Here is a 25,276-nt window from a genome sequence, read left to right as displayed (position 1 = left end):
CTTCCATCTGTTGAATGATTCGGCGCCTTTTGGGCGCCCTTTTTGCCACCGTGCTACGTCGTTACTTCTTGCGGCGACGCTGGGCCACATGGATGGCTTTGTAATCCACAGCCAATGCAGCCTCATGCACGGTTTCTGACAGGCTCGGGTGACCGAACACCATCAACTGCAAATCTTCCGCCGTCGCACCGAACTCCATGGCGATCACGCCCTGCTGGATAAGTTCGGAGGCCTGCGGGCCGACGATATGCATGCCCAGAATGCGATCGGTTTTCTCGTCCGCCACAAACTTCACCATGCCACCGGTTTCACCGGACGCCATGGCACGACCATTAGCCGCGAAGGGAACCACGCCCGTCTTGTAGGCGTCGCCAGTCTCCTTCACTTCCTCTTCTGTCTTGCCCACCCAGGCCACTTCCGGATGGGTATAGATCACACCCGGGATCGTGTCGTAGTTGACCTGGGTCGACTCTTCCATGATCACTTCGGCCACCATGACACCTTCCTCAATGGCCTTGTGTGCCAGAGCAGGACCACGCACCAGATCACCAATGGCGTAGACGCCAGGAACATCGGTGCGGCACTGGCTGTCCACATAGATGAAATTGCGCTCATCCAGACTGACACCCGCATCTGCGCTCAGCAGACCTTCCGTGTATGGGCGACGTCCCACGGCAACAATCAACTTGTCGAAGCTCTCAGTATGCTCGCCTTCACTATCACTGTAAGTCACCTTGACCTTGGTCTTGGTGGTCTCGGAGCCGGTAACACGGGCACCCAGACGAATATCAAGCCCCTGCTTTTCAAGCTGCTTGTGAGTATCCTTGGCAATCTGTTTGTCGAGCATGGGCAAGAAAGAGTCCACAGCTTCCAGCACAACCACTTCACTGCCAAGTCGGTTCCAGACACTGCCCAGCTCCAGGCCGATGACACCCGCACCAATTACACCAAGACGCTTGGGCACCTTGTTGAATTCAAGGGCACCGGTGGAATCCACAATCAGGTTCTGGTCAACCGGGGCCACCGGAATATCCACCGGCACAGAACCGGCTGCCAGAATCACGTTTTCTGCCTGAAGGGTCTGGGCATCACCGCCGTCCAGCGGCTGGAATTCTACCTGCTTGCCCGCCTTCAGCTGACCGCTGCCCTGCAGCCAGGTCACCTTGTTGGCCTTGAACAGCTGGGCAATGCCCCCCGTCAGGTTTTTAACGATGGTGTCCTTACGCTCGAGCATGGTGTCCAGATCCAGGTCTGCACCCTTGATCTTGATGCCATGAGCAGCCATTGCGCCTTCGGTCTCGTGGAACTTCCAGGATGAATCGAGCAGCGCCTTGGAAGGAATACAGCCCACGTTCAGACAGGTACCACCCAGGGCGGGCTCGTCCTGCTTGTTGATACGCTTTTCAATACAGGCGGTGTTGAGGCCCAACTGCGCACAGCGGATGGCTGCCACGTATCCGCCAGGCCCACCACCGATGATAATGACGTCATATTTATCAGACATGTTCTTTCCTCTCGGGAAACAGCTCCACGCCAACTGCAAGTGGCGTGAAGCGTGATGCGTGTAGGCTTTCCTATCAGATATCCAGCAACAGACGCGCAGGATCTTCGATGAAGTTCTTCACCGCGACGAGGAACTGAACCGCTTCCTTGCCATCGATCAGACGGTGATCATAGGACAGCGCCAGATACATCATCGGCAGGATTTCCACCTTGCCATCCACGGCCATGGGGCGCTCCTGGATCTTGTGCATACCCAGAATGGCCGTTTGCGGCGGGTTGAGGATCGGCGTGGAAATCAGGGAGCCAAACACACCGCCATTGGAAATGGTGAAGGTACCCCCGGTCATCTCTTCGATGGACAGCTTGCCCTTCTGGGCCTTCTGACCAAAATCGATGATCTGGGATTCCACTTCAGCCAGCCCTTTCTGGTCGGCGTCACGGATCACCGGTACTACCAGCCCACGGTCGGTGGAAACCGCCACGCCCACATCGTAGTAACCGTGGTAAACAATATCGTCACCGTCGATGGATGCATTCACCGCCGGGAAACGCTTCAGCGCTTCCACACAGGCACGGGTGAAGAAACCCATGAAGCCAAGACGTACGCCATGAGCCTTTTCAAACTCTGGCTGGTAGTTCTTGCGCATCTCCATGATCGGTTTCATGTTGACTTCATTGAAGGTCGTCAACATGGCCGCGTCCTGCTGGGCAGAAACCAACCGCTCGGCAATACGCTTGCGCAGACGGGTCATCGGAACCCGACGCTCTTCTCTCTCACCGGGGGTGGCAGGTACATCCACCGTTGCAGGCTGCTGCGGTGCCGGCTGGTTGGCACGCTGTTCAGCCTTGTTGCTAATGGCCTGCTCAACGTCCTGCTTGGTGATACGTCCCCCTTTACCGGTACCGGTCACCTGGCTTGCGGCCATGCCATGCTCACTCATCAGTTTGCGGGCCGCCGGGCCGGCCTGATCAGAAGCGCTGTCATCCGCGCTTTCTGCTCCAGTCGCCGCCGGCTCGCTGGCTGGCTCTGCGCTGGCAGTCGTTGCCGGCTCCGGTGCGGAACCGGAGGCGCCGGCTTCAAAATTGGCCAGTACCTGCTGACTTTCGACGGTGTCACCTTCGCCAGCAAGAATCTTGCTGATCACACCATCGGCTGGAGCCACAACTTCCAGGACCACTTTGTCGGTTTCGATATCTACCAGCAGTTCGTCACGCTTTACCGCTTCACCTTCCTGTTTGTGCCAGGTGGCTACGGTGCCATCGGCTACGGATTCGGGAAACTGCGGGGCTTTGATGTCAGTCGCCATGACTAATCCTTATTTACTTGATCTCGAAGGCGTCCTGAACCAGACGCTGCTGTTGTTCGATATGAAGACCCATGGAACCGGCAGCCGGAGCGGCAGCCATTTCACGGCCTGCGTAATGGACCTGCGCGGCGCCAATCTGATAGGCCACCCGGTACATGTGGTGCTGGGAGCAGTACCAGGCCCCCTGGTTCATGGGCTCTTCCTGACACCACACCAGATGTTTCAGATTCGGGTAACCGGACAAGACTTCCGCCAGACGCTGTTCCGGGAACGGGTACAACTGCTCGATACGCACCAGGGCAATATCGCTCCGTTCATCAGCGTCCCGCTGCTCCAGCAGGTCGTAGTAGACCTTGCCGGAACACATCACTACCCGATCCACCTTTTTGGCGTCCTGCACGGCTGGATCATCCAGTACCGTTTCGAACTTGCCGGTGGCCAGGTCTTCCAGTGATGAAATCGCTTTCTTGTGACGCAGCAGGCTCTTCGGACTCATGATCACCAGCGGCTTACGCAGCGGCCGAATGGCCTGGCGGCGCAGCAGATGGAAAATCTGGGCCGGCGTGCTGGGCACACAGACCTGCATGTTGTGTTCGGCACACAGCTGCAGGAAACGCTCAAGACGCGCGGATGAGTGTTCCGGACCCTGCCCCTCATAGCCATGGGGCAGCAGCATGGTCAGACCGCACAGACGCCCCCACTTGGATTCACCGGAGGAGATAAACTGGTCGATCACCACCTGGGCCCCGTTGGCAAAATCACCAAACTGGGCTTCCCAGATCACCAGCGATTTGGGCGTGGTAGTGGCATACCCGTATTCGAAGCCCAGCACGGCCTCTTCAGACAGCAGGGAATCGTAAAGATCGAAACGGGGCTGCTCCTCATGGAGATGTTGCAGAGGAACATGTTGCCCGCCGTCCTTCTGGTTATGCAGCACGGCATGGCGGTGGGAGAATGTACCCCGACCACAATCCTGGCCGGTCAGGCGCACATTGAAACCCTGATCCAGCAGCGTGGCGTAGGCCAGGGTTTCCCCGTAGCCCCAGTTAAGAGGCATGGCACCTGCCGTCATCTTGTGACGGTCTTCCAGGATCTTCTTGACCTGCCGCTGGGCCACGAACCCTTCCGGAAGGTTCTCCATGGTGGTTGCCAGAGACTGGATCTTCTTCAGCGCATAGCCCGTATCCCAGTCATCTTCCACCTTGTGGCCAAGGTAGGGAGACCAGTCCACGAACAACGCCTTGTTGGGCTCGCGAACCAGAGATTTGACCACATGATTACCGGCATCGAGCATGTCGCGGTAATTATCGGCGGTCTTCTGTGCCTCCTGTTCACTGACCACGCCTTCATTGATCAGACGCTCTGCATACAGGGTACGAGTAGTAGGATGACTCTTGATCTTCTTGTACATCAGCGGCTGGGTACCAGAAGGCTCATCTGCCTCGTTGTGGCCCAGTCGGCGATAGCAGATCAGATCGATAACCACATCTTTCTTGAACTGCATGCGGTAATCCACCGCCAACTGCGTCACGAAGTAAACGGCTTCCGGATCATCCGCATTCACGTGGAAGATGGGTGCCTGCACCATCTTCGCCACGTCAGTACAGTATTCAGTGGAACGGGCATCTTCCCGGCGGGACGTGGTAAAGCCCACCTGGTTGTTGATGATCACGTGCAGGGTACCGCCGGTGTAGAAACCGCGCGTCTGGGACATCTGGAATGTCTCCATGACCACGCCCTGCCCGGCAAAGGCTGCATCACCATGAATCAGGATGGGAACCACCTGCTCACCAGCCGCGTCATCACGGCGGTCCTGACGGGCTCGCACTGAACCCTCAACTACCGGGGATACGATCTCAAGGTGGGAAGGGTTAAAGGCCATGGCCAGATGCACTTCACCACCGGAGGTGAGCACATTGGAAGAGAAGCCCTGATGGTACTTCACATCACCGGAGCCGGATTCGATGAAGCTCTTGCCATCGAATTCTTCAAACAGGTCCTTCGGGCTCTTGCCCAGGGTGTTCACCAGCACATTGAGTCGGCCACGGTGAGCCATGCCAATGACCATTTCCTTGGCACCGTAACTGCCGACCCGCTGGATCATTTCGTCCATCAGCGGAATCAGTGACTCACCACCTTCCAGGCCGAAACGCTTGGTACCCGGATACTTGCTGCCCAGATACTTCTCCAGCCCTTCTGCAGCAGAAAGACGCTCAAGGATATGGGTCTTGATGTCGTTGCCATACTCGGGATGACTGCGCACACCTTCCATTCGTTGTTGCAGCCAGCGCTTTTCAGCGGTGTTGACGATGTGCATGTACTCAGCACCAACGCTGGAACAATACGTCCTCTGCAGACAGTCTACGATTTCACGGAGGGGGGCTTCCGGCTTGCCAATAAAGAGGTTACCGGTCTGAAAGACGGTATCCAGATCTGCCGGACTCAACCCATGATGCGACAACTCAAGATCCGGAACGGCTTCGCGCTCCATCAAACCCAGCGGATCCAGCCTGGCCACCTGGTGACCCCGGTTACGGTAGGCCGCAATAAGATGCAGTACACGTACCTGACGACGCTCATGCTCAGTGCTGACAGCACTGGCACCAAACTTCTGTACGCGGGAGCGATTCTTGGCCTGAAGCAGGAAGTATTCACGAACAGCCGCATGGGGAACGTCAGATTCGACGGCGGCATCAACGCTGGGGAGTTTTTCGAAATAAACGCGCCAGTCTTCCGGCACGGAATTGGGATCGGTCAGATAGGATTCGTACAGTTCGTCGACATAGGCAGCATTGGCTCCTCCAATGTGTGAGGACTGCCATTGACGCTGCATGGAACTGTCTTGCATTTTAGCTCGTTCCTTCGGCGGGAATTCGTCACACAACTGTGGTGGTGAACTGCGACCACAGGGGTGATGACCCTGTTCCCGTACGCTTCTGATTGTCAGGAGCAACGCCTTGTAAGCCCTGCTCCGCCCGTGAGAACAGCAAGTGCCGATAACCCCGGTGAGGGTGCTGACAAAAGCGCTGTCTCAATCCGAGGGATTACCTCGAACGGCGTCTAGTGTAGCCCTTTTATTTCGGTTTTGTTAGACGCCAAAATCACAAATCACGTTATCCGCCTGTTTCAGACTGACCACAATTGGCAAAACGTCGAATAGACAGAATAAAAGGGGCAAATCGCTGTCATTTACAAACAAAAAAGGCGGCCAATTGGCCGCCTTTTCTGATGGGTCAGATGCCCCGTTCCAACAGCATGGAACGGATATGACCGATTGCCCGGGTAGGATTCAAACCCTTGGGGCAAACGCTGACACAGTTCATGATGCCGTGGCAGCGGAACAGGCTGAAGGGGTCGTCCAGCTTGGACAGACGTTCTTCAGTGGCGTTATCGCGGCTATCCGCCAGGAAGCGGTAACTCTGCAACAGCGCCGCCGGCCCCAGGAACTTGTCCGGGTTCCACCAGAAGCTCGGGCAGCTGGTAGAGCAGCAAGCACACAGGATACATTCGTACAGACCGTCGATCTTGGCACGCTCTTCCGGAGACTGCAGACGCTCGATGGCCGGAGCCGGCGTGTTGTTCTGCAGGTACGGCTGTACCTTCTCGTACTGGTTGTAGAACATACCCATGTCCACCACCAGGTCACGAATGACCGGCAGACCCGGCAGCGGGCGCAGGATCAGTGGCTTCTTGCCTTCCAGTACACCCGGCGCCACCTGGGACAGCGGAGTGATACAGGCCAGTCCGTTCTTGCCGTTCATGTTCATGCCGTCAGAGCCACATACGCCCTCACGGCAGGAGCGACGGTAGGCCATGGACTGATCCTGCTCTTTCACCAGAGCCAGGATGTCCAGCACCATGAGGTCTTTACCTTGGGTATCGACCTCATACTCCTTCATGCTCGGCTCGCGGTCCGTTTCCGGATTGTAGCGATAGATACTAACTTTCATCGTATTACTCTCCGTTAGTAGGTCCGAGCCTTGGGCTGGAAGGTGTCGACTGTCTTCGGCTTGAAGTTCACGTCACGCTTGCCCAGCTTTTTGGCTTTCGGGTCGAAGATGGAGTGGCACAGCCAGTTCTCATCGTCACGATCAGGGTAGTCGTAACGGGAATGGGCACCACGACTCTCGGTACGACCTTCTGCAGCAATCGCTGTTGCTTCCGCCACTTCCAGCAGGTTGTCCAGCTCCAGCGCCTCAATACGCGCGGTGTTGAACGGCTTGCTCTTGTCTTCCAGGTGAGCGTTGGCGATACGCTTGCGCAGGTCAGCCAGCTTGGCTACACCTTCCGCCATCAGGTCACCCTTGCGGAATACACCGAAGTGGTTCTGCATCACACTCTGCAGTTCCTTGCGCAGGGCAGGAACGGATTCGCCACCGGTAGAAGATTCCCAGCGGTTCAAACGCGCCATGGCTTCTTCGATGTTGGCGTCGGTCGGCTCGTACTGGGTCATGCCCTGACGGAGCTGATCTTCGATGAACAGACCGGCTGCACGACCAAAGACCACCAGATCCAGCAGCGAGTTACCGCCCAGACGGTTCGCACCATGCACAGATACACAGGCTACTTCACCCACCGCGAAGAGACCGTTAACGAACTGGTCTTCACCTTCGTGACCGCCTGACAGCTTGATCGCCTGACCATGAACGTTGGTTGGGATACCACCCATCATGTAGTGACAGGTAGGAACAACCGGGATCGGCTCTTTCACCGGATCGGTCTGCGCGAAGGTAATCGCCAGCTCACAGATACCCGGCAGACGGCTGTGCAGCACCTCTTCGCCCAGGTGATCCAGCTTCAGGAACACGTGATCCCCATCCGGACCGGCGCCACGGCCATCCAGGATTTCCATCATCATGGAACGGGCAACAACGTCACGGGACGCCAGATCCTTGGCGTTAGGCGCGTAACGCTCCATGAAGCGCTCGCCGTCCTTGTTGATCAGGTAACCGCCCTCGCCCCGGCAACCTTCGGTTACCAGTACACCGGCACCAGCGATGCCAGTCGGGTGGAACTGCCACATTTCGATGTCCTGCACCGGCAGACCAGCACGCAGGGCCATGCCCACGCCATCACCAGTGTTGATCAGGGCATTGGTGGTGGAGGCGTAGATACGGCCGGAACCACCAGTGGCAAATACCGTTGCCTTGGCTTTGAAGAACACGGTCTCGCCCGACTCGATGTCGATGGCGATAACACCACAGACATTACCTTCGTCGTCTTTCACCAGCTCGGAGGCATACCACTCATTGTAGAACTGGGTGCCGTTTTTCAGGTTCTGCTGGTAAAGAGTGTGCAGCAGCGCGTGGCCGGTACGGTCAGCCGCGGCGCAGGTACGGGCCGCCTGGCCACCTTCACCGAAGTTCTTGGACTGGCCACCGAACGGACGCTGATAAATACGGCCTTCTTCGGTACGGGAGAACGGCAGACCCATGTGGTCCAGCTCGAACACCGCTTCCGGGCCGACGTTACACATGTACTCGATAGCGTCCTGGTCACCGATGTAATCGGAGCCCTTGACGGTATCGTACATGTGCCAGCGCCAATCATCGTTGGGATCGGCAGACGCGATCGCACAGGTGATACCGCCCTGGGCGGACACCGTATGCGAACGGGTCGGGAAGACTTTGGAAATCAGCGCAGTCTTGAAGCCGGACTGGGCCATCTGCAGTGAGGCGCGCATACCGGCACCACCACCACCTACGACGATAGCGTCAAATGTAATAGTGCGAATGGACATGGATTACGCCCCTCCCCAGATCAGAACCAGACCCCACAACAGGTACACCACCAGAGCCAGTGCAATAGCCACCTGGGCAATCAGGCGGACACCGGTAGCAGCTTTACCAAAGGTCAGGCTGGTCAGGTAGTCAGTGGTTACGCCCCACAGACCCACCCAGGTATGTGCGGCAACAGCGATTACCAGCAGCGTGTTGGCAATCTGCATGCAGATAGAACCCATGAAGGATTTCCAGCTGCCGTAGTCCAGATCGCCAGAGACCATCAAATAGCCAAGCATACCGATCAGGTATACGCCAATGATGACAGCGGATACGCGCTGAATGAGCCAGTCGTACAGACCGTTACGGCCCAGACTCGTTACAGGGGTTACCATATCCAGCCTCCTACCAGCAGAATCAGTACCGCAGAGATGATGAAGACCAGTTTGGCGCCACGACGGCCGCCTTCCAGGGTTTCACCAACGCCGGTATCCATAATAAGGTGGCGAATTCCCGCCACCAGGTGATACAGCAATACAGCCAGAATGGCCCATACCACTAGCTTCACCAGCGGGGAGGTCATCAGTTCTTTCAGGTCCGCAAAGCTCTCGGGAGACGCCAGGGAGCGATCCAGCATCCACAGCAGAATCGGCAGCGCCAGGAAAATGGCAACGCCGGTTACACGGTGGGTAATGGATGCTATAGCCGTGACCGGGAACTTGATCGTGCTCAGATCGAGGTTAACGGGTCGCTTGTCGTTCACGGTAGCCTACTTATAGCCGGGCCCCATCAAAAGCCGGGGCGGTTGTCGGGAACTTGGTAGCGTAGCTGAGATCAAAAAGCTGACTCTGATCTCAACAAGCTGCCGGGCCGGGGTGGGCCCTTCCAGTCAGAACGCCACCAGGCGCGCTGACGGGCGGCAGTATATCGCCGCAACTTGCGCAAAACAAACGGTGCGCACCATTTATGTCCGCAACCGTTTGCCTAACGCCTTGTTTTATAATGCTGCACATGAAAGGAGCGTCAGCATTTAATGCGCACCAAGCTGGCGCAATAGTGTAACACGCTGTTTACCCTACAAAAGTCTGACTCGTCAGTTCCCGCCTTCGCGTTGACAAAGGTGTGTCAAAACTTTACCTTCCACCGCGCTTTGGAGGACCTTCCTTGCCTTGATGGAGTTTGCATCGCGACTTCGCAGGAATGTTCCCTGTCCGCCAATGGAGAGATTCCCATGACCGAGAAGAAAGCCACTCTGAATGTAGAGGGCAAGGATCTAGACCTTCCTATCTACACCCCGACCCTGGGCCGCGACGTTATCGACGTGTCCAAACTGGTAGCCAACGGTGTCTTCACTTTTGACCCAGGCTTTACCTCCACCGCTTCCTGCGAATCCAAAATCACCTTCATCGACGGTGAAGTGGGCAAGCTGCTGCATCGGGGCTACTCCATCGAGGAGCTGGCAGGCAAATCCGATTATCTGGAAGTATGCTATACCCTGCTCTACGGCGAACTGCCGACTGCCGAGCAGAAAGAAGAGTTCGTCAATACTGTGAAGAACCACACCATGGTTCACGAGCAGATCCGCAACTTCTTCAATGGCTTCCGTCGCGATGCTCACCCGATGGCCATCATGTGTGGTGTAGTTGGCGCTCTGTCCGCCTTCTATCACGACTCCCTGGACATCAATAACCCGCAGCACCGCGAAATCACCGCCTACCGCCTGATCGCCAAGATGCCCACCATCGCGGCCATGTGCTACAAGTACGCTCTGGGCCAGCCCTTCATGTACCCACGCAACGACCTGGGTTACGCAGAAAACTTCCTGCACATGATGTTTGGCAACCCCTGTGAAGAATCCAAGATCAGCCCGACCCTGGCCAAGGCCATGGATCGCATCTTCATCCTGCACGCTGATCACGAGCAGAATGCCTCTACCTCTACCGTGCGTCTGGCTGGCTCCTCCGGTGCCAACCCGTTCGCCTGTATTGCTGCCGGCATCTCTGCCCTGTGGGGCCCGGCTCATGGCGGCGCCAACGAAGCCGTACTCAATATGCTCGACGAGATCGGCTCCCTGGACAACATCGATGCCTACATCGCCAAGGCCAAGGACAAGAATGATCCGTTCAAGCTGATGGGCTTCGGTCACCGTGTCTACAAGAACTACGATCCGCGTGCGACTGTAATGCGCGAGTCCTGCCACGAAGTACTGGCTGAACTGGGTGTCAACGACCCGCAGCTGGAACTGGCCATGAAGCTGGAAGAGATCGCCCTGAGCGACCCCTACTTCAAAGAGAAGAAGCTGTTCCCGAACGTGGACTTCTACTCAGGCATCATCCTGAAAGCCATTGGAATCCCGACTTCCATGTTCACTGTAATCTTCGCCCTGTCCCGTACTGTGGGCTGGATTGCACACTGGAACGAAATGATCTCCAACCCGTACAAGATTGGCCGTCCGCGCCAGCTGTACACCGGCGAAGCCGAGCGCTCCTTCGTGCCGGTCAACGAGCGCAAGTAAGCGTTTTGAGATCGCCTCAAAAAACCGCCTTCGGGCGGTTTTTTTGTGCCCGATATAACGTACCTGCCCACTGCAGGGACACCTCGGGAAGTGCGGATCCGAGCCGTAGCAAGGGATGAGTTTCGAGTTACGAGAAGCGAGTTTCGAATATCAGAAACCCTTCAGCCCGCCAGGGTTTGCCATCACAGCCCCTCCATGCAAGCATCGCTCTTTCGCTTGCAAAGGATTCAATACGCCATGAAAAAAATCCTCGCCCTGCTGGTTTTCGCCAGCATTGTCGCTTACCTGCTTTTCTGGCCGGTACCTATCGAGCCCGTTGCCTGGGACGCTCCCGAAGCACCCGCCCTGGAAGGCGACTATGCAGTGAATGACAAACTTGCCAGCGTCAGCCGTATCGGCGAGGGAGAAGGCATCGGTCCGGAAGATGTGGCCGTTGACGGACAAGGCAAACTTTATGTGGGCTACGAGGACGGACGCATCGTGCGCTTTGATGCCAATGGCAAAAACCCGGACCTGATCGCCAACACCGGGGGGCGCCCGCTGGGACTGGACTTCGATCCGCTCGGCAACCTGATCGTCGCCGATGGCTACAAGGGCCTGCTCAGCATTGCCGAGAGCGGCGCCGTTACGACCCTCAGCCTTGAAGCAGAAGGTATTCCGTTCGCCTTCACCGACGACGTGGACGTAGACAGCAAGGGCATCGCTTATTTCACCGATGCTTCCAGCAAGTTTGGCCCGGCCATGAAGGCCCGCGATGACGTACTGGAGCATGGCGGCCATGGCCGTTTCCTGAAATACGATCCAGCCACCGGCAGTACCGAAGTGCTGCTTGATGGACTGCAGTTTGCCAACGGGGTGGCCCTGTCAGAAAACGAGGACTTTGTGCTGGTCACCGAAACCGGGAACTACAGCATTGTTCGCTACTGGCTAAAAGGTGACAAAGCCGGTACTCACGATATCTTTTTCGAGAACCTGCCCGGTATCCCTGACGGCATCAGCGCCAACGGTGACGGCACCTTCTGGGTGGCCCTTTTCAGCCCCCGTAATGCCATGCTCGACAACATGTCCGACAAGCCACTGCTGCGCAAGGTAGCCTTCCGCCTGCCCCAGTTTCTGCAACCGCAGCCTGCACATCATGGCTTTGTGCTCGGCCTCAACGAGCAGGGAGAAGTCACCCACAACCTCCAGGACGCTGGCAAGGGTGCCTTCGCCCCCATTACCAGCATTGAACAGTTCGGCAACACGCTCTATCTGGGCAGCCTCACCGCCCCCACCTTTGCCGCTTTTACGCTGCCAGAAAACGATCAGGGCAAACCACAATGAAAACGCTAAACGCCGCTTTTATCGGCCTCGGCACCATGGGCTATCCCATGGCCGGACACCTGGCCAACGCCGGCATCGCCATGACGGTCTATAACCGTACCCGTGAGCGCGCCGAGCACTGGCAACAGACCTACCCCGGCTCTCTGGCAGACACCCCCGCCGCAGCGGCAAAGAGCGCGGACCTGGTGTTTGTCTGCGTGGGTAATGATGAGGACCTGCGGGAAGTCACCCTGGGCCCGAACGGCATCATGCAAACCCTGCCGACAGGCGCGATTCTGGTCGATCACACCACCGCCAGTGCGGCCATGGCCCGGGAGCTGGATCAAGCCTGCCATCAGCGCCAGGCCCACTTCATGGATGCCCCCGTGTCAGGGGGGCAGCAAGGTGCAGAGAATGGGCAGCTGTCTATCATGTGCGGCGGAGAGCCAGCCACCTACGAGCGAGCTCTGCCCGTCATCAGTCATTACGCCAAGGCCACCAACCTGCTGGGTCCCGCCGGCAGTGGTCAGCTCACCAAGATGGTCAATCAAATCTGCGTGGCAGGCCTGGTAGAGGCTCTGGCCGAAGGGGTGGCCTTTGCCGAAAACGCCGGGCTGGACGCGGCGAAGGTGTTCGAAACCATCAGTCAGGGCGCGGCATCTTCCTGGCAGATGATCCACCGGCACAAGACCATGCTGGCAGATCAGTTCGACCATGGCTTCGCTGTGGACTGGATGCGCAAGGATCTGGATATCTGCCTGGATGAAGCCGGCAGGAATGGCACCCCTCTGCCCGTCACCGCCCTGGTGAACGACTTCTATCGTGACATCCAGGCCATGGACGGTGGTCGCTGGGATACCTCTTCCCTGCTCCGCCGACTCAAAAGCAAACAAGACTGATACCCGGTAAGCAGCGAGCGTCAAAACATGAGTACCCGGCTTCATCATTAACCGATCTTGTGCTTTCCCTTTTGCATCGCGTCACCCGATTTCTACCAAAGTGCGCCATACCTGGGCGCATAGCCCGCTTGACCCCACCTTCAATCCGCTCAGCGCCACTTTTTTGTGCACAAACCTCATTACAGTAAACGCTATCTAAAACCCGACACAGAATCCCTAAATAGACATTTTTATCAATAAAGCCCATAATTAGACGCCAATCAATCCGGGAGGCTCCATGAAAACCGCCCACCAGCCACAAGCCGCGCCATTGGACGATAACGCTCGTCATGCTGCGCTTCGTGCTGTACTTAACCTGCTCTCCCACTGGGAATGTAGCGAAAAGGAAAAGATGGCGCTTCTCGGCGTGGGCCGCTCCACCCTGCACAAGTACCAGGCTCAGCCAGACAGCGCACGAATTAGCCAGGACCTGCTGGAAAGGCTGAGTTACCTGCTTAATATCCACCAGGCACTGCGTACCCTGTTCGGCAACCGGGAAAACGTCTATGGCTTTGTGCGCATGGCCAACCACAATGCGTTCTTCAACGGCGCCAGCCCCATGGACGTCATGGCCGGAGGTACAGTTGCGGCGCTCTATGAAGTACACCGCCAGCTGGACACCCTGCGAGGCGGACAATGGGGATAGAGGCCACCATCGACGCCCTGTCGCGCAAGCGGTTCCAAGACCAGGCCGCTTATCGCCTGGTCAACAGCAAGCACCCCCCAATACACATCTTTGACGATGTGGCGGATCAGGCCGACTTTGATGCCCTGTTTGCCGTGCAGGCCCTCACCAATCCCCGTCTGCTGCAACGGACAGGCCAGCTAAACCGGGTGCCCGAGGATCAGCGTCCCTGGGGCATCCCCGGCTGCAATTACGCCCTTGGCCCCTTTGTTCACGTCAACCCGGCCGGCTCTCGCTTCTCGGATGGCAGCTTCGGGGTGTACTACTGCGCCGACCACATCAACACGGCCATCGCCGAAACCCGCTATCATCAAGAGCGATACTTCCAGAATGTGGAAGGCCTCAAATACGATCGCATTGTCATGTGCGGCCTGAAAACCCATTTCAGCGGCACCCTGCTGGATATCACCCCGGCCAGCGACCATCCTCGTTGGCATGCCGCCAGCGACTACGGCCCTGCCCGCGAGCTGGGCAGCCACCTCAAGACAGAGCAGCACACCGGGCTGCATTACGAATCCGTGCGGGCTGCCGGGCAGTATTGCTATGCCCTCCTCACGCCGGCAGTCATCACCTCGGTCATCCCCACCCGGCATTACGAGTACATCTGGGATGGCGAGAAGATCGCCCACACGCTCACCATCCAAGGGTTGAGCTGATCCGCGCAAACGGCCTATTCCGGAAGCATTCAAGGAGGCCAGAATGATCGCGTTGCAGCCACTCAGCGCCATTTGCCTGGATCTGGCTGGCGTTCTCTACCAGGGGCCACAAGCCCTGCCCGGTGCACGGGAGGCATTGAACCTGCTGCGCGCCACAGCCCTCCCCTTGCGCTTTGCCACCAACACCTCGTAGCGCAGCCGCGCGCAGATCCTCAGGGATCTGGAAAGCCTTGAACTTGCCATCAAGGCTGACGAACTGTTCACCGCTCCGCAGGCAGCCCACGATTACCTGTCAGCCCATGCGCTGACCCCTTACTGCCTGATCCACCCCAACCTGAAGCAAGAGTTTGACGACCTGACCGGCAGCCCCCCAATGCCGTCTTGATCGGCGATGCAGGCAAGAAATTCGACTATCGGCATCTGGACGCTGCTTTCCGTTTGTTACAGGAAGGCGCACCGCTAATCGCCATCGGTGATAACCGCTACTATCAACTGGATGACGGACTGCACCTGGACGCAGCCCCTTTGTGCGGGCACTGGAATATGCCAGTAGCCAGACCGCCATCATCACCGGCAAACCCTCAAGGGCCTTCTTTGCACAGGTGCTGGACAATCTGGGTACAGGGGCCGAGGCGACCCTGATGGTCGGTGACGACGTCCACGGCGACGTGGAAGGCGCCTTGAACAGCGGCATGCAGGCCTGCCTGGTGAAAACGGGAAAATACCGGGAGGGAGATGAAGACAGAATATCCGGCGAGCATTGGCTGGAAAGCGACATCCTCGCCGTGGCAAGACGCATTACCACCCACCTACCGTAGGAGCGTCGCTGGCGGCGCGATACAGAACCGGGATCAACGCATTTCCACCACCGAGCACACAGAGGCACAGAGAAAACCGGTTTTTATATCAGCGAACGCTGTGCCCTCTGCTTCCAGGGGTCGGATCGCGCCGCCAGCGACGCTCCTACGGCAAGGAATGATGGGAATTGCCGCCACACAGGCAATAAAAAAGCCCCACTCTTTCGAGTGAGGCTTCTTTATATGGCGTCCCCTAGGGGAGTCGAACCCCTGTTACCGCCGTGAAAGGGCGGTGTCCTGGGCCACTAGACGAAGGGGACGTATTTGGTGGAGCTAAGCGGGATCGAACCGCTGACCTCAACACTGCCAGTGTTGCGCTCTCCCAGCTGAGCTATAGCCCCAGATACCAGTGAGACAGTGTTCCGTCCCGGTAGGTGCGGCGTATTCTACCGGCCACCCCCAAGCTGTCAAGCACCAGCCAGAGGTTTTTTGCAGAATGAAGTCCATTTGACTACATCCTGAGCAAGTTGCTGAAAAACTGGGCGAAAATCAGCTTCGAGCTTCGAGCTTCGAGCTTCGAGCTTCGAGCTTCGAGCTTCGAGCTTGCAGGATTATGCTCGGCTCGTTTCCAAGCACAAGCCTGCCAGCTGATTTACGTTTTTTCTCGCAGCTAGTAGCTAGAAGCTCGCCGCTATATCCCGGTACGCCTTCTCCAGCTTCTTCATCTGCTTCTTGGACACCCCACCCAATACCTCGATGGCATGGCGGATACGGGCGCGACTAACATCGGAGCCAATGATTTCCATGGCATCGACCACCGAGAAGCTGGCGCTGGTGCCGGCAATGGCAATGAATACCGGCAGCAGGAAGTCCTTGATCTTCACTTCCAGCGCATCGGCAATGGCCTTGGCATCGACAAACAGGCCATCACGATTCCAGTCACTACGTGCTTCATAGGTCCACAGTAAATATTGCAACCAGACGACCATGTCGTCCGTACCATACTGCTTGTGCTCGAAACTGGCCGGTGTGATCGCCGGCATGCCGTTGAAGCAGAAAGCCGCCTTGTCCGCCACTTCAGACAGGGTCTCAACCCGCTGGCGCAAATGAGGAATAATCTTCATTGCATAGTCACGGTTGTAGGCCCAGTTGAGCAGGGAATCCAGGAACTGCTCATCGGTCTGGTCGCGCAGCCACTGGCCGTTGAGCCAGCTCAACTTTTCCACATCAAACACCGGCCCACCGAGAGATACCCGCTGAATATCGAAGGCGGCCTGCATCTGCTCGAGGGTAAACTTCTCGCTTTCATCCGGCATGGACCAACCCATGCGCCCCAGATAATTCACCAGAGCTTCAGCCATGTAGCCCATGCGCTGATAGAACAGGATACTGGTGGGGTTCTTGCGCTTGCTGAGCTTGGATTTGTCCGGGTTGCGAAGCAGTGGCATGTGGCACAGCGCGGGCATATCCCAACCGAAATATTCATATAGCAGCTTGTGCTTGGGCGCCGAATTAAGCCATTCCTCACCCCGGATCACATGGGTAATCTCCATCAGGTGATCGTCCACGATGTTGGCCAGATGATAAGTGGGCATGCCGTCAGACTTGAGCAGGATCTGCGCATCCACCAGCGCCCAATCCAGTTCAACAGTACCCCGCAGCATGTCGTCAATCTCACAGCGCCCATCAAACGGCACCCGCATGCGAATTACGTAAGGGGCATTCTCAGACTCGCGACGAGCCTGCTCATCAGCCGGCAGCTCCAGATCCTGCGGCTTGAGCGCACGATTCTCGCCCTTCTCTTTCAGCTCAGTACGCAGCACATCCAGTTCTTCGCTGGTGCGGTAGCACTTGAAGGCATGTCCCTTCTCGATCAGTGCTTCAGCATACTCACGGTACATGTGCTTGCGTTCGCTCTGGCGGTAAGGACCATGGGGACCACCCACGTCCGGGCCTTCGTCCCAGGTCAACCCCAACCACTTGAGAGAATCGAGAATCATCTGCTCGGACTCATTGGTCGAACGGGTCTGATCGGTATCTTCGATGCGCAGAATGAACTGGCCACCGTGCTGGTGCGCAAAGCAGCGATTGAACAAGGCTATGTAGGCGGTACCTACATGGGGATCACCAGTGGGGGACGGGGCAACGCGGGTGCGAACAGTCATGCTGACTCCATATGTGCAAACTGGCGCGGATTATACCTGTCAAAACGTGCGCCATGTAGACGCCAGCCCGTCCGATTCTGCTATTGTTGGCCTGTTTCAGGATTATTACGTTGCGGCTGCCCTATTTGCAGTCGCGCATTATCGGCAATAACCAAGCAAAGGAAACAAGCATGCGCATCTCCTTCCAACGCTCTCTGCTCGTGGCTCTGGTAGCCAGCAGCACCCTTTTGCAGGCCTGTTCTGACGAAAAAGAGCCCATGGCCAGTGAAACCGGACAAACCGCACCGGTCGCTGAAGAAGCCAGCCATGACATGGCGGCCATGGAAACCGCTGAGACCGAAGAGACAGCACCACAGATCCCCCGTTCCGCTGCGCCGGAGGGTGCCAAGGTCTTTTTCGTGACTCCCGCCAACGGCGACAGCGTAACCAGCCCGGTGACAGTGGAATTCGGCCTGGAAGGCATGGAGGTGATCCCGGCGGGCACCGAACAGGAAAACAGCGGCCATCACCATCTGTTGATCGATCTGTCTGAAGCACCGGACATGGGCATGCCGTTGCCCGCCAACGACCATGTGGTGCACTTCGGCAAGGGCCAGACTTCCACTACTCTGGAACTGGAACCCGGCGAGCATACCCTGCAGCTACTGCTGGGAGATTACCGCCACATCCCCCATGATCCGGCAGTCATGTCCGAGACCATCACTATCACTGTGGAATAACGGACACCAAAAAAAGGGCCTCATCGAGGCCCTTTTGCATTCTCAACCGCTCAACGTAACAACAAGTGTGGCACCTTGGCCTCGCGGATCATCTTGTTGGTGGTGCTGCCCACAAAAAATTCCCGGATTCGGGAATGCCCATAGGCTCCCATCACCACCAGATCAACATTTTGTGATTGCTGGTATTCGTGCAGGGCCGGCTCCACGTCACCGTCCAGTACAGCCGTCTGGACTTGATGCCCTGCAGCCTCAAGCTTATCTGCCGCCCAGGCCAAATCCACCTCACGACTGCCCACCGTCACCATATGACAATCCAGACCTTTGAATAACGGGCTATCGGCCAGCATGCTCACTCCCTTGCGAGTGCTCTCACTGCCGTCATAGGCCAGTAGAATGGTTTTCGGCTCACGGAACTCACCCGCCGCCACCAGAATCGGGCGATGCACTGCACGAATTACCCGCTCTACGTTATCCCCCAGCTGGGCACCGACCCCTTCATGCTCCTCACCCTGCTTGCCGATCACCAACAGGCGCATCTCATCTTCAAGGCCAGTGAGTGTATCCACCAGATCCCCATGGCGCTGGCGCTCTTTCGGCTCATGAATACCATCCGCGACAACCCGCTCACGGGCGGCTTCAAGCATCAGCTTGCCCTGTTCCAGTGCCACACGATTACGCTGGGCATCCAGATCGGCCAGCTCCTGCATCAGGTGCTCGCGGCCTCCAAGAGACAGACTGCCACTAAAATCCGCGGCCACCGGGTAACGAGAATGATCCAGCACGTGAAGCAGGGTCAGAGGCGCATCGAGGCGCTGGGCCGACCACGCCGCGTAGTCACAGATGGACGCAGTGGCTGCAGAGCCATCAATACACGCGATTACGTTACTCATCGTCACTCTCCCTGGCTCAATGGCCACCCATTAATTTTTCGACTTCGGCGGGCTTGTTGTGCACACCGAATTTATCCACCAGGGTTGCACTGGCTTCGTTCAGGCCAATGATATCCACCTCTGTGCCTTCACGACGGAACTTGATCACTACCTTGTCCAGCGCACCAATGGCGGTGATATCCCAGAAATGGGCGCGATGCAGATCAATGGTGACCTTTTCGATGGCTTCCTTGAAGTCAAAGGATGCCACGAATTGTTCGGCGGAAGTAAAGAACACCTGACCCACCACTTCATACACCCGGTGACCATCCTGTTCGCTCTCGGTAACCCTCACGTAGAAAATACGGCCCACCTTGTTGGCATAGAACAAGGCACTGAGAACCACCCCGATCCCCACCCCGATGGCCAGGTTATGGGTGGCAACCGTGGCAATCACGGTGGCCAGCATCACCACGCTGCTGCTCGGCGGATGTTTCGCCATGTTGGTGATGGACTCCCAGCTGAACGTGCCGATGGACACCATCACCATGACCGCGACCAGTGCCGCCATGGGGATCTGAGATACCCACTTGCCCAGAAACACCACCAGCACCAGCAGGAAACAGCCAGCGAATAGTGTGGACAGGCGCTTGCGACCACCGGATTTCACGTTGATCACGGACTGGCCAATCATGGCACAGCCGGCCATACCACCCAGAAAACCGGACGCAATATTGGCAACGCCCTGCCCTTTGCACTCACGGTTCTTGTCGCTTTCGGTATCAGTGAGGTCATCAACGATGGTGGCGGTCATCATGGATTCCAGCAAACCTACCACGGCCAGTGCCAGAGAATATGGCAGGATAATCTTGAGCGTTTCCAGATTCAGGGGAATATCCGGCAACAGAAAGATCGGCAGGCTGTCCGGCAGTTCGCCCTTGTCACCCACGGTGGGTACATCAATCCCCAGATACATGGCCACACCGGTTATCACCACAATACAGACCAACGGCGACGGCACCATCGTGGTGAGTAGCGGCAGCAGATAAATAATGCCCAGCCCAGCGGCCACCATGGCATACACATGCCAGGTCACACCTTCAAGTTCCGGCAGCTGGGCCATGAAAATCAGAATCGCCAGGGCATTTACAAACCCGGTCACCACCGAGCGAGACACAAACCGCATCAGGCTGCCCAGTTTCAGGAAGCCGGCGATCACCTGAAGTCCCCCGGTCAGGACGGTGGCGGCCAGCAGGTACTGGAGACCATGGTCCTTGACCAGGGTCACCATCACCAGAGCCATGGCGCCAGTAGCCGCAGAGATCATACCTGGGCGTCCGCCGAAAAAGGCTGTCACGGCGGCAATACAGAATGAGGCGTACAGCCCTACCTTGGGATCCACCCCCGCGATGATGGAGAACGCAATGGCCTCCGGGATCAGCGCCAGAGCGACAACGGTACCTGCCAGCAGATCACCACGGAGATTGCTGAACCATTCCTGCTGAATAGAACGAAGCATGAATTCACTACCCTGAAATGATGCGATACGCCCGGTTTGCATGGGCGGAAAAGGCGCGGAGTCTAGCAGATCGGCCCTGCTGGCAACAGGCAGCCGGTCGTCAGGACTACGCCCTCAGGCCACAACATGCGACAATGCGCGCCCCTGCAACAGGACCCCTGAGAAGCATGAGAGACGCCTGGACAACCACTCCGCAGCCCCTTGATCGTCGCTTAAGCGTGGCGCCGATGATGGACTGGACCACCCGGGACTACCGTTTTCTGGCGCGACTGATTACCCGACACACCCTGCTCTATACCGAAATGGTGGTGGCCCAGGCCATTATCCACGGCGACCGTGACCGTTTTCTGTCCTTCAATGATGAAGAACATCCGGTGGCCCTGCAGTTGGGAGGTTGTGACCCTTTGCAGCTGGCGGAAGCATCCCGCATCAGCGAGCAATATGGCTACGACGAGATCAACCTGAATGTGGGCTGCCCGTCTGACCGGGTCCAGCAGGGCAAAATCGGCGCCATTCTCATGGCCGAACCGGAACAGGTGGCGGAGTGTGTTAGTGCCATGCAGGCTGCCGTCTCTGTACCTGTGACCGTGAAAACCCGCATCGGCATTGATGACCAGGATGATTACGACTTTCTGTACCGTTTTGTGGAGCAGGTGGAAAAGGCGGGTTGCAGCAGTCTGACTATCCATGCCCGCAAAGCCATCCTGTCCGGCCTTTCACCCAAGGAAAACCGCGAAATCCCACCGCTAATCTACCAACGTGCCTATGCCATCAAGCAAGCCTTCCCGCACCTCGAAATCATTCTCAACGGTGGTGTGAAGACATTGCAGGAAGTGCATGAACATATGGGCGAAGTGGATGGCGTCATGATTGGCCGTGAGGCGTATCAGAACCCCTACTTCCTGGCCGAGGCAGACCGCATCGTGTTTGGAGACCCCCGTCCGGTCGCCAGCCGGCGAGAGATTGCAGAACAGTTCCTGCCCTATGTGGAGCGCCGTTTTGCCCTGGGGCATGCCCCCAAACACTCCCTCAGGCACATCCTCAACCTGTTTCAGGGCGAGCCAGGTGCACGCAAGTTCCGCCGTCACCTGAGCGAAAACATGCACAAGCCTGACACAACCCCGCAAGTGCTAATGGACGCTTTGGCGCAACTCCCTTAGCCTGTAGGAACACAATCCTTTCGGCACTAACCTTGCTAGCCTGATGAGTGCAGCACAAGTCAGCGTGCTGCGGGTCGCGAGTAACGCGTTTCGAAAGACAAAAGATAGTTGGTTTTCGAAACTCGCTTCTCGTTACTCGCCACCAGGCACCAAGCAAGAATCCTGTCATATGGCGGATGTACTCTCCCCGCCATGACAACACAAGGAACGGAAACCGTGAATAAACGCGAACAGCTTGCCCAATGGACTTCCCTGGTTGCCGATACCGGCGATCTCGACATGATTGCGGCAGTGGCGCCAGAGGATGCCACCACCAACCCCTCGCTGCTACTGGCAGCTGCCCGCAACGAGCAATACCGGGAATTACTCGATCAGGCTGTCGATCTCACCGCCGCACTGGGACATGCCGGTAAAATCGACTGGCTCACTGACACCAGTGCCTGTCTGGCCGGGCAAGCGATTCTGGATCGGGTGCCAGGCCTGGTCTCCACCGAGGTAGATGCGCGATTATCCTTTGATACCCGCGCCACCGTAGAGAAGGCGCGCCGCCTGATCAGCATCTACCGGGAGCTGGAGGTGGATCCCTCCCGGATCCTGATCAAGATCGCCGCCACCTGGGAAGGCATCAAGGCAGCCCAGATTCTGGAAGAAGAAGGCACCCGCTGTAACGTCACACTGGTATTCAACCAGGTTCAGGCGCTGGCAGCCGCTGAAGCGGGCGCCACACTGATTTCGCCTTTTGTGGGCAGAATTCATGACTGGCACCGCAATAATGGCATGGAAATCAACCACCCCGATGACGACCCGGGCGTACAATCTGTGCGTGAGATCTTCAACACCTTCAAGTCCCGCGGGCTCGATACCGTGGTCATGGGCGCCAGCTTCCGTAACGCAGACCAGATTGAAGCTCTGGCGGGTTGCGACAAGCTCACCATCAGCCCTGCCCTGCTTGAGGAACTTGCCGGCCGGGATGGTAGTCTTACCCGCAGACTGGATCCGGAACTCGTGACACCAGACGATGCCTGGCACCCAGTCACCGAAGCCAGCTTTCGCTGGCAGATGAATGACGACCCCATGGCCTGCGATCTTCTGGCTGACGGTATTCGACGTTTTGCCAAGGATCAGCAGGCACTGGAAGAACTTCTCAAATAAGGATTGGATTTGCGCTGGCTGACTCAACTCTTCGGAACTGACGATCACACACCGGCAACCTCGCAGCACGATCTTCACCGTGCTGCCGCGGCATTACTGCTTGAGGTCGCAAGAACCGATGGCGAGGTGGACGAAGCAGAATCTCGCCATCTGATCGAGACCGTACAGGCACGTTGGCATCTGGATCCTGCAGAGATGCAGGATATTCTGGGCGAGCTCCAGAACCGGCTCGATCAGGCAACGGACCTGTTCGAATTCACCGCCCCTCTACGCGAACACTGGGGCCCGGAAACCCGGGTTGCCCTGATCGAGGACATGTGGGCCATGGCCGCCGCCGACGGCACCGTGGACGTCCATGAAGAACACATGATCCGCCGCGTCAGCGACCTGCTGTATGTGTCACATGGGGACTATATTCGGGCGAAGATGAAGGCAACTGAATTTAATTGATAATTGAGAATGGATAATTGATAACGGCGCGGAATAGATTGTCGGTTATCATCAACGCAAGAGGCCGCGATTCAGGTTTGATCGCGGTCTCTTGCGTTTTATATTGATAGTAAGATCGTTCGCGCAGCTATCAATTATCAATTGCCTCACCACCCCTCGTCCTCATACTCCTGCTCCAACTCACTGTCTCTGGACTCGATATCCGGGAAGCGCAGGGACGGCATGTCGCCAGTCTCAAAACGGCGGCGTTGCAGGTAGGCATTGCGAAGGAAGGTATAGCGATCCCCGACGATATTGCGCTCCAGATCGAGTAGATCGGCCCGTAAATCCACCACGTAGACAGCAGTGAAACTATGGCGGGTCAGGTCGTGCTGAATGTAGTGACGCAGTCGCATGTAATCTTCAGGCAGGATGGCGGCAGCATCCCGTCCGGTGGAAGGCCCGAAGAATGGCAACACCAGATAAGGGCCTTCCGGGACCCCCCAACGTGCAAACGTTAGCCCAAGATCCGTATTGTGTTTGCGAAGATTCACCTTGGTGGCCACATCAAACAGTCCACCGATACCCAGGGTGCTGTTCACGGCAAAGCGGCCCCAGTTCTGACCAACGTGGTTCCATCGCCATTGCAGCACGCTGTTCAGTCCACTACGGAAGTCCCTCAGGTTCTCGTAGAAGCGCGTGATGGTGTCATCCATCCACTGCGGCGTTGCCTTGCGATAGCCCTTGGCAACAGGCTTGAGCCCGTATTTATCCATGAACTCGTTGAAGGCAAACATCTTGCGGTTGAAGTCTTGCCAGGGGTCAGCGTACTGATCCCCGCCTGACGGCGCATCAAACGCCGTAGTGGCCTCACCCCAATCTTCCTCTTCCGCCAAGGAGATCATTGGCAAGCTCAGCAATAATGTCAGTATCAGGTAGCGCACAGTCACCCCGGCTAAACCGGCAAGTCCAAAACGGCTCATTATATCGGGGCCACAACAGCTGCGTAACACCCAACGCTGGCAGCTTACGCAACTCCAACGGCTTTTACACTGTTTGAGTCAGCAGCAGCTTGCGCGCCACCCAATAGTCAAGGCTTAGATACCGCCCTCCCCCCTGGAAGAACAACACCAGCAGCATAATGAAGTACGTCATGGCGAATTCGATGCCATTATTGAGGACAACAAAACTCCCCTTTTCCGTAAGCCAGCCATAATGGCCATGTTCCTTGAGAATCCCGCGAGCCCGCTGGATGCGCTCACCCACTTGTTCACTGTTCTCCAGACTTGCCATGGCTCCCGGGAAGCCCACCTTGGCCAGTGGGGCCGCCATGCTGGTCTCTGGGTTACCCGGTGCGACGGCAAACCAGCCGTTATCCCAATGCACCGTCGCCATGGCCACCAGCATGGTGAACATCAACGGGATGCTGATGTAACGGGTAAACAGACCAATCAACAACAGAAACCCACCCACCAGCTCGGTGGCAGTGGCCACAAAAGCCAACAGCGCAGGAGCAGGCAACCCCAACCCCCAATCCGGGTTGCCAAACCAGGCCACTGTACTCTCGAAACTCATCGCCTTGTTGTAGCCAGCACTAATCATCACTGGCGCAAGAAACAGCCTCAGCGCCAGCGGGGCCAGAAAATCCACCAGGCGGGTGGTGTTAAGGGTGTGGTGGACTTTATGTAACAGGGCAGGCATGCACGATTCTCCTTGGAAAAGATATGGCAGGAGGCGGGATTCAGGTTACCCGGCGCACGTTGCGAAACGCTATGCCCGTTTTGCCTTTTAAAACCCACTCCCCGGAACCCGAAACTGTTTTATCCCTGCCTCGGGTGCC

23 protein-coding genes and 2 tRNA genes are annotated in these 25,276 nt (G+C 57.2%); 11 read left to right on the top strand and 14 right to left on the bottom strand.

Features of this window, described 5'->3' with window-relative positions:
• Positions 1–61: 61 nt before the first annotated feature.
• From lpdA to sdhC, 7 genes are all read right to left on the bottom strand, one after another.
• Entirely contained in the window at positions 62–1,504 is a 1,443-nt protein-coding gene (gene lpdA, locus GQF00_RS01605) for a dihydrolipoyl dehydrogenase (RefSeq protein ID WP_161317397.1), read from the bottom strand.
• A 73-nt stretch (positions 1,505–1,577) separates the two neighbouring features.
• Positions 1,578–2,810, bottom strand: coding sequence for a 2-oxoglutarate dehydrogenase complex dihydrolipoyllysine-residue succinyltransferase (gene odhB / locus GQF00_RS01600; protein WP_161317395.1), 1,233 nt, complete (start codon positions 2,808–2,810; stop codon positions 1,578–1,580).
• Between the two features lie 13 nt (positions 2,811–2,823).
• Positions 2,824–5,658 carry a 2-oxoglutarate dehydrogenase E1 component gene (locus tag GQF00_RS01595; RefSeq protein WP_161317393.1) on the bottom strand — a complete coding sequence of 945 codons (2,835 nt, stop codon included), beginning with the start codon at positions 5,656–5,658 and terminating at the stop codon, positions 2,824–2,826.
• Positions 5,659–6,043: 385 nt separating this feature from the next.
• Positions 6,044–6,760 carry a succinate dehydrogenase iron-sulfur subunit gene (locus GQF00_RS01590; protein WP_161317391.1) on the bottom strand — a complete coding sequence of 239 codons (717 nt, stop codon included), beginning with the start codon at positions 6,758–6,760 and terminating at the stop codon, positions 6,044–6,046.
• A 14-nt stretch (positions 6,761–6,774) separates the two neighbouring features.
• Positions 6,775–8,550 (bottom strand): succinate dehydrogenase flavoprotein subunit, encoded by a 1,776-nt coding sequence (gene sdhA / locus GQF00_RS01585; RefSeq protein WP_161317389.1) that lies wholly within the window; start codon positions 8,548–8,550, stop codon positions 6,775–6,777.
• Positions 8,551–8,553: 3 nt separating this feature from the next.
• Entirely contained in the window at positions 8,554–8,925 is a 372-nt protein-coding gene (gene sdhD, locus GQF00_RS01580) for a succinate dehydrogenase, hydrophobic membrane anchor protein (protein WP_161317388.1), read from the bottom strand.
• On the bottom strand, positions 8,919–9,293 hold the full coding sequence (gene sdhC, locus GQF00_RS01575; protein WP_035229153.1) for a succinate dehydrogenase, cytochrome b556 subunit: 375 nt from the start codon (positions 9,291–9,293) through the stop codon (positions 8,919–8,921). The genes sdhD and sdhC overlap by 7 nt, the downstream gene beginning before the upstream one ends.
• 468 nt (positions 9,294–9,761) lie before the next feature.
• Here sdhC and gltA point away from each other — a divergent pair, with 468 nt between their 5' ends.
• The 7 genes from gltA to GQF00_RS16650 all read left to right on the top strand — a co-directional run bounded on the left by gltA (position 9,762) and on the right by GQF00_RS16650 (position 15,444).
• Positions 9,762–11,045 carry a citrate synthase gene (gene gltA, locus GQF00_RS01570; protein WP_161317386.1) on the top strand — a complete coding sequence of 428 codons (1,284 nt, stop codon included), beginning with the start codon at positions 9,762–9,764 and terminating at the stop codon, positions 11,043–11,045.
• Between the two features lie 237 nt (positions 11,046–11,282).
• A complete protein-coding gene (locus tag GQF00_RS01565) occupies positions 11,283–12,368 on the top strand; it encodes an SMP-30/gluconolactonase/LRE family protein (protein WP_161317384.1) in 1,086 nt (361 codons plus the stop codon).
• Positions 12,365–13,246, top strand: coding sequence for an NAD(P)-dependent oxidoreductase (locus GQF00_RS01560; RefSeq protein ID WP_161317381.1), 882 nt, complete (start codon positions 12,365–12,367; stop codon positions 13,244–13,246). The genes GQF00_RS01565 and GQF00_RS01560 overlap by 4 nt, the downstream gene beginning before the upstream one ends.
• A 277-nt stretch (positions 13,247–13,523) precedes the next feature.
• Positions 13,524–13,931, top strand: coding sequence for an MbcA/ParS/Xre antitoxin family protein (locus tag GQF00_RS01555; protein ID WP_161317380.1), 408 nt, complete (start codon positions 13,524–13,526; stop codon positions 13,929–13,931).
• Positions 13,922–14,626: an RES family NAD+ phosphorylase gene (locus GQF00_RS01550; RefSeq protein ID WP_161317378.1), complete on the top strand. Its 705-nt coding sequence runs from the start codon at positions 13,922–13,924 to the stop codon at positions 14,624–14,626. The genes GQF00_RS01555 and GQF00_RS01550 overlap by 10 nt, the downstream gene beginning before the upstream one ends.
• Before the next feature lie 43 nt (positions 14,627–14,669).
• Positions 14,670–14,819 carry a hypothetical protein gene (locus tag GQF00_RS16655; RefSeq protein WP_237440345.1) on the top strand — a complete coding sequence of 50 codons (150 nt, stop codon included), beginning with the start codon at positions 14,670–14,672 and terminating at the stop codon, positions 14,817–14,819.
• A gap of 334 nt (positions 14,820–15,153) precedes the next feature.
• Positions 15,154–15,444 carry an HAD hydrolase-like protein gene (locus GQF00_RS16650; RefSeq protein WP_370519442.1) on the top strand — a complete coding sequence of 97 codons (291 nt, stop codon included), beginning with the start codon at positions 15,154–15,156 and terminating at the stop codon, positions 15,442–15,444.
• A gap of 223 nt (positions 15,445–15,667) precedes the next feature.
• Here GQF00_RS16650 and GQF00_RS01540 read toward each other — a convergent pair.
• The 3 genes from GQF00_RS01540 to gltX form a co-directional block, all read right to left on the bottom strand.
• Positions 15,668–15,743: transfer RNA gene (locus GQF00_RS01540), tRNA-Glu, on the bottom strand.
• Positions 15,744–15,748: 5 nt separating this feature from the next.
• Positions 15,749–15,824: transfer RNA gene (locus GQF00_RS01535), tRNA-Ala, on the bottom strand.
• 276 nt (positions 15,825–16,100) lie between these two features.
• Positions 16,101–17,588, bottom strand: coding sequence for a glutamate--tRNA ligase (gene gltX, locus GQF00_RS01530; RefSeq protein WP_161317376.1), 1,488 nt, complete (start codon positions 17,586–17,588; stop codon positions 16,101–16,103).
• 170 nt (positions 17,589–17,758) lie between these two features.
• On the opposite strand from gltX, the gene GQF00_RS01525 reads away from it, so the two are divergent.
• Positions 17,759–18,307 (top strand): DUF4399 domain-containing protein, encoded by a 549-nt coding sequence (locus GQF00_RS01525; RefSeq protein WP_161317374.1) that lies wholly within the window; start codon positions 17,759–17,761, stop codon positions 18,305–18,307.
• Positions 18,308–18,357: 50 nt separating this feature from the next.
• On the opposite strand, the gene GQF00_RS01520 is transcribed toward GQF00_RS01525, so the two are convergent.
• Positions 18,358–19,197 (bottom strand): universal stress protein, encoded by an 840-nt coding sequence (locus GQF00_RS01520; protein ID WP_161317372.1) that lies wholly within the window; start codon positions 19,195–19,197, stop codon positions 18,358–18,360.
• A gap of 16 nt (positions 19,198–19,213) precedes the next feature.
• Complete coding sequence (locus tag GQF00_RS01515; RefSeq protein WP_161317370.1) at positions 19,214–20,695, bottom strand: SulP family inorganic anion transporter; 1,482 nt, start codon at positions 20,693–20,695, stop codon at positions 19,214–19,216.
• A 167-nt stretch (positions 20,696–20,862) separates the two neighbouring features.
• Between GQF00_RS01515 and dusA the strand changes: the two genes are divergently transcribed.
• The 3 genes from dusA to GQF00_RS01500 all read left to right on the top strand — a co-directional run bounded on the left by dusA (position 20,863) and on the right by GQF00_RS01500 (position 23,457).
• Positions 20,863–21,855, top strand: a complete 993-nt coding sequence (dusA, locus tag GQF00_RS01510; RefSeq protein WP_161317369.1) for a tRNA dihydrouridine(20/20a) synthase DusA — start codon at positions 20,863–20,865, stop codon at positions 21,853–21,855.
• Between the two features lie 192 nt (positions 21,856–22,047).
• The gene (locus GQF00_RS01505) at positions 22,048–23,007 is read left to right on the top strand and encodes a transaldolase (protein WP_161317367.1); all 960 of its coding nucleotides are present in this window, start codon (positions 22,048–22,050) and stop codon (positions 23,005–23,007) included.
• A 9-nt stretch (positions 23,008–23,016) separates the two neighbouring features.
• Positions 23,017–23,457: a TerB family tellurite resistance protein gene (locus tag GQF00_RS01500; protein WP_161317365.1), complete on the top strand. Its 441-nt coding sequence runs from the start codon at positions 23,017–23,019 to the stop codon at positions 23,455–23,457.
• A gap of 146 nt (positions 23,458–23,603) precedes the next feature.
• Here GQF00_RS01500 and GQF00_RS01495 read toward each other — a convergent pair whose 3' ends face one another.
• Both GQF00_RS01495 and GQF00_RS01490 read right to left on the bottom strand, forming a co-directional pair.
• Complete coding sequence (locus GQF00_RS01495) at positions 23,604–24,419, bottom strand: VacJ family lipoprotein (protein ID WP_161317363.1); 816 nt, start codon at positions 24,417–24,419, stop codon at positions 23,604–23,606.
• 64 nt (positions 24,420–24,483) lie between these two features.
• Complete coding sequence (locus GQF00_RS01490; RefSeq protein ID WP_161317361.1) at positions 24,484–25,137, bottom strand: DoxX family protein; 654 nt, start codon at positions 25,135–25,137, stop codon at positions 24,484–24,486.
• Positions 25,138–25,276: the final 139 nt, after the last annotated feature.

Source organism: Alcanivorax sp. DP30 (assembly GCF_009882945.1).
Lineage (GTDB): Bacteria > Pseudomonadota > Gammaproteobacteria > Pseudomonadales > Alcanivoracaceae > Alcanivorax.
The sequence above is the reverse complement of the archived record's forward strand: the minus strand, read 5'-3'. Positions and strand labels throughout refer to the sequence as shown.

What these genes read in the sequence shown, in the direction of transcription:
- lpdA (WP_161317397.1), bottom strand. Translation starts at nt 1,504, where the DNA reads ATGTCTGATAAATATGACGTCATTATCATCGGTGGTGGGCCTGGCGGA.
- gltX (WP_161317376.1), bottom strand. Translation starts at nt 17,588, where the DNA reads ATGACTGTTCGCACCCGCGTTGCCCCGTCCCCCACTGGTGATCCCCAT.
- GQF00_RS16655 (WP_237440345.1), top strand. Translation starts at nt 14,670, where the DNA reads ATGATCGCGTTGCAGCCACTCAGCGCCATTTGCCTGGATCTGGCTGGC.
- GQF00_RS01550 (WP_161317378.1), top strand. Translation starts at nt 13,922, where the DNA reads ATGGGGATAGAGGCCACCATCGACGCCCTGTCGCGCAAGCGGTTCCAA.
- GQF00_RS01495 (WP_161317363.1), bottom strand. Translation starts at nt 24,419, where the DNA reads ATGAGCCGTTTTGGACTTGCCGGTTTAGCCGGGGTGACTGTGCGCTAC.
- GQF00_RS01525 (WP_161317374.1), top strand. Translation starts at nt 17,759, where the DNA reads ATGCGCATCTCCTTCCAACGCTCTCTGCTCGTGGCTCTGGTAGCCAGC.
- GQF00_RS01520 (WP_161317372.1), bottom strand. Translation starts at nt 19,197, where the DNA reads ATGAGTAACGTAATCGCGTGTATTGATGGCTCTGCAGCCACTGCGTCC.
- GQF00_RS01595 (WP_161317393.1), bottom strand. Translation starts at nt 5,658, where the DNA reads ATGCAAGACAGTTCCATGCAGCGTCAATGGCAGTCCTCACACATTGGA.
- GQF00_RS01565 (WP_161317384.1), top strand. Translation starts at nt 11,283, where the DNA reads ATGAAAAAAATCCTCGCCCTGCTGGTTTTCGCCAGCATTGTCGCTTAC.
- GQF00_RS01490 (WP_161317361.1), bottom strand. Translation starts at nt 25,137, where the DNA reads ATGCCTGCCCTGTTACATAAAGTCCACCACACCCTTAACACCACCCGC.
- GQF00_RS01505 (WP_161317367.1), top strand. Translation starts at nt 22,048, where the DNA reads ATGACAACACAAGGAACGGAAACCGTGAATAAACGCGAACAGCTTGCC.
- sdhD (WP_161317388.1), bottom strand. Translation starts at nt 8,925, where the DNA reads ATGGTAACCCCTGTAACGAGTCTGGGCCGTAACGGTCTGTACGACTGG.
- GQF00_RS01560 (WP_161317381.1), top strand. Translation starts at nt 12,365, where the DNA reads ATGAAAACGCTAAACGCCGCTTTTATCGGCCTCGGCACCATGGGCTAT.
- sdhA (WP_161317389.1), bottom strand. Translation starts at nt 8,550, where the DNA reads ATGTCCATTCGCACTATTACATTTGACGCTATCGTCGTAGGTGGTGGT.
- GQF00_RS01555 (WP_161317380.1), top strand. Translation starts at nt 13,524, where the DNA reads ATGAAAACCGCCCACCAGCCACAAGCCGCGCCATTGGACGATAACGCT.
- GQF00_RS01590 (WP_161317391.1), bottom strand. Translation starts at nt 6,760, where the DNA reads ATGAAAGTTAGTATCTATCGCTACAATCCGGAAACGGACCGCGAGCCG.
- GQF00_RS01515 (WP_161317370.1), bottom strand. Translation starts at nt 20,695, where the DNA reads ATGCTTCGTTCTATTCAGCAGGAATGGTTCAGCAATCTCCGTGGTGAT.
- gltA (WP_161317386.1), top strand. Translation starts at nt 9,762, where the DNA reads ATGACCGAGAAGAAAGCCACTCTGAATGTAGAGGGCAAGGATCTAGAC.
- dusA (WP_161317369.1), top strand. Translation starts at nt 20,863, where the DNA reads ATGAGAGACGCCTGGACAACCACTCCGCAGCCCCTTGATCGTCGCTTA.
- odhB (WP_161317395.1), bottom strand. Translation starts at nt 2,810, where the DNA reads ATGGCGACTGACATCAAAGCCCCGCAGTTTCCCGAATCCGTAGCCGAT.